Source organism: Aquabacterium sp. UBA2148, from assembly GCF_002328915.1.
GTDB classification, from domain to species: domain Bacteria; phylum Pseudomonadota; class Gammaproteobacteria; order Burkholderiales; family Burkholderiaceae_C; genus Aquabacterium; species Aquabacterium parvum.
This window is the reverse complement of record NZ_DCXA01000319.1, coordinates 1-2,939: the sequence shown is the minus strand read 5'-3', so window position 1 is coordinate 2,939 and position 2,939 is coordinate 1. Positions and strand designations below refer to the sequence as shown.

Here is a 2,939-nt window from a genome sequence, read left to right as displayed (position 1 = left end):
GGCCAGTAACGGCCCGTCATGTCGCGGGCGAGCTGCACCAGCGAGGCGATGGCAGTTTCATCGACCAGGGCACCAGGGCGACCGCGTTCGACGCCCCATTCGATGGTGACGCCCTTTTCATCGAGCGAAACGTGCGCCGGGTTCACGTCGTACACGGAGGCGTGATAGCGCTCCATGCGCTGCATGGCTTCGGCGAGGTTGCTGCAAGCCAGCGCGGCGTAGCCCACCACGCCGAAGTGCCTGGCGCTGACGCCTTCCGCAATGCGCAAACCCAGCCCGGGGCGGCCCTCGAGGGAGTCGACCCGGCGCAACCAGTCTTGCCACTGGCTCATCGGCACGAAGTGCTGCGATGGCTCCGGGCGAGGACCCAGCACGCGCTGACCATCGAGCCCCTGGCGGTCCAGGTACTCGTACAGCAATTGGGCAAAGGACGCGGCGATGCGGGTTTCGGCCATGGCAACAGCACCAGAGGCACAACAGTGGATCGTGAATCATACACGCCCGCCCCCACCCTGCCCATTCGGGCTAGATGGGAGGCGCCGCACATCACATTGACGCCATACGTCAAGAAAATGTCTGAGCAGGTCAAGCCAGGATCGGCCGAAATGACGAGCATGGGAACGCCAAACGCTGCCCACCGCAGCGGTTTACCCCGATTGCCCGCCGCCCGACATGACCCTGCTGAGCGCCCTGCCCGATCTGCTTTCTGCCTACGTCACCTCCTCGCTCACGCCTTTCGGGGGGGTGGACCCGCACGTGGACTGGCGCGACGCCTTCCTGATGCTGCTGTCGCCCTTGTTCTTCGCCGTGGTGGTGGCCGAGTGGCTGCGCATGCGCGGTGAAAAGCGCCAGGGCAAGGCCGTCTACGACTGGCGCGACTCGCGCGACAGCATGGTGCTGGGCGGCGTCTACACCTGGCTGGACGTGGTGCTGGTGCTGGTCTTCGTGCTGCCAGCCATGAACTGGGTGCACACCCACCACCGCCTGACCAGCATCGAGCTGACGCCACTGAGCTTTGCGGCGCTCTACCTGGGCGTGGAGTTCTGCTACTACTGGTTCCACCGCGCCAGCCACCGCATCCGCTGGTTCTGGTGCGCCCACGTGGTTCACCACGGCTCGGAGCACATGAACTTCACGACCGCCATGCGTCAAAGCTGGCTCTACACCTTCGCTGGCAACTGGCTGTTCTACCTGCCCATGGTGTGGATCGGCTTCGAGCCCAAGGCAGTGCTGCTGGCGCTGTCGTTCAACCTGGGCTACCAGTTCTTCGTGCACACGCAGTGGGTCGGCAAGCTGCACCCGCTGATCGAGCTGATCTTCAACACGCCCTCGCACCACCGCGCCCACCATGGCCGCAACCCTCGCTACATCGACAAGAACTACGGCGGCACGCTGATCGTCTTCGACCGGCTGTTCGGCACCTTCGTGGAAGAGACCGAAGCGGTGGACTACGGCCTGGTGCGCCAGGTGCACACGCACAACCCGTTTTGGCTGACGCTGCACGAGTGGGCGGCCATGTTGCGTGACGTGATGCGCCCCGGCCCGCTTTCTTTGCGACTCAAACACATCTGGGCCCCACCAGAATGGGAACGCCCGGGCACACAAGCAGCGGATAATCGCGCCCATGCATCCGAAAGCGCTCCTCGACCTCACGACCCAGCTCATCCGTGAGGTGCTCAAGCTCGACGCCCCGGCCGACAGCATCGTTTCCTACTTTTTCCGCAAGCAAAAGGCCCTGGGCCAGCGTGAGCGGCACGCCCTGGCCGAGACGGCCTACGCCGTGCTGCGCCAGCGCCTGCTGTGGGCCCACCTGGCGCAATCGGGCCACGGCCCGCAAGAGCGCCGCCTGGCCCTGCTGGCCTGGCAGGGCCTGCCCCATGTGCTGAAAAACGGCGCCACGCCGGACGAACTCGCCTGGCTGGCCCGCACCGCCACCATCGACCGCACCCAGCTGCAAGACAAGCTGCGCCACAACCTGCCCGACTGGCTGGCCAACCGCCTGCGCGAGCAACTCGACGACGAAGGCTTCTGGGCCCTGGTCGAGACCTTCTCGGCTTCGGCCCCGCTTGATTTGCGCGTGAACACGCAAAAGGCCAAGCGCGAAACCGTGCTCGAAACGCTGGCTGCCGCGCAGATCGAAGCCGGCCCCACGCCTTATTCGACCATCGGCATCCGCATCCCGGGCAAGCCGGCGCTGCAGAAGATGCCGATTTACACCGAAGGCCACGTCGAGGTGCAGGACGAAGGCAGCCAGTTGCTGTCACTGCTGACAGCCCCCAAGCGCGGTGAAATGGTGGTGGACTTCTGCGCCGGCGCCGGTGGCAAGACCCTGGCGCTGGGCGCCCTGATGCGCAACACCGGCCGCCTGTACGCCTTCGACGTGTCGGCCCACCGCCTGGACAACCTCAAGCCGCGCCTGGCGCGCAGCGGGCTGTCCAACGTGTACGCCACCCAAATCGCCCATGAGAACGACGACCGCATCAAGCGCCTGCGCGGCAAGATCGACCGCGTGCTGGTGGACGCGCCCTGCTCCGGCCTGGGCACGCTGCGCCGCAACCCCGACCTGAAGTGGCGCCAGTCACCCAAGGCCCTGGAAGAACTCAAGGTCAAGCAGACCGCCATCCTGGACAGCGCAGCGCGTTTGCTGAAACCGGGCGGGCGCCTGGTTTACGCCACCTGCAGCGTGATCCCCGACGAGAACGAAGGCATTGCCGATGCGTTCACGGCGGCACACCCCGACTTCGTGCCGCTCAACGCCGCCGAGGCGCTGACCTCGGCCGGCGTCGAAAACGCGGCCAAACTGGTCACGCCAGCGGGCCACCTGCGCTTGTGGCCGCACCTGCACTCGACCGATGGGTTCTTTGCGGCGGTGTGGCAGAAGAAGGACTGAGCCACCGCGCACGGCGCTGGGTTGGCGGAAGAAGGGCGACGCTTTGCGT

The 2,939-nt window shown here is 66.0% G+C and carries 3 protein-coding genes; 2 read left to right on the top strand and 1 reads right to left on the bottom strand.

Annotated elements, in window-relative coordinates:
- Window positions 1-455: AraC family transcriptional regulator ligand-binding domain-containing protein (locus tag B2W70_RS17845; RefSeq protein WP_286747869.1), on the bottom strand; the 455-nt coding region annotated here is incomplete at its 3' end.
- 217 nt (window positions 456-672) lie between these two features.
- Between B2W70_RS17845 and B2W70_RS17840 the strand changes: the two genes are divergently transcribed.
- Both B2W70_RS17840 and B2W70_RS17835 read left to right on the top strand, forming a co-directional pair.
- On the top strand, window positions 673-1,671 hold the full coding sequence (locus B2W70_RS17840; RefSeq protein WP_083505906.1) for a sterol desaturase family protein: 999 nt from the start codon (window positions 673-675) through the stop codon (window positions 1,669-1,671).
- Window positions 1,625-2,890 (top strand): RsmB/NOP family class I SAM-dependent RNA methyltransferase, encoded by a 1,266-nt coding sequence (locus B2W70_RS17835; protein ID WP_286747866.1) that lies wholly within the window; start codon window positions 1,625-1,627, stop codon window positions 2,888-2,890. The genes B2W70_RS17840 and B2W70_RS17835 overlap by 47 nt, the downstream gene beginning before the upstream one ends.
- The last annotated feature ends 49 nt before the right edge of the window (window positions 2,891-2,939 follow it).

What these genes read in the sequence shown, in the direction of transcription:
- B2W70_RS17840 (WP_083505906.1), top strand. Translation starts at nt 673, where the DNA reads ATGACCCTGCTGAGCGCCCTGCCCGATCTGCTTTCTGCCTACGTCACC.
- B2W70_RS17835 (WP_286747866.1), top strand. Translation starts at nt 1,625, where the DNA reads ATGCATCCGAAAGCGCTCCTCGACCTCACGACCCAGCTCATCCGTGAG.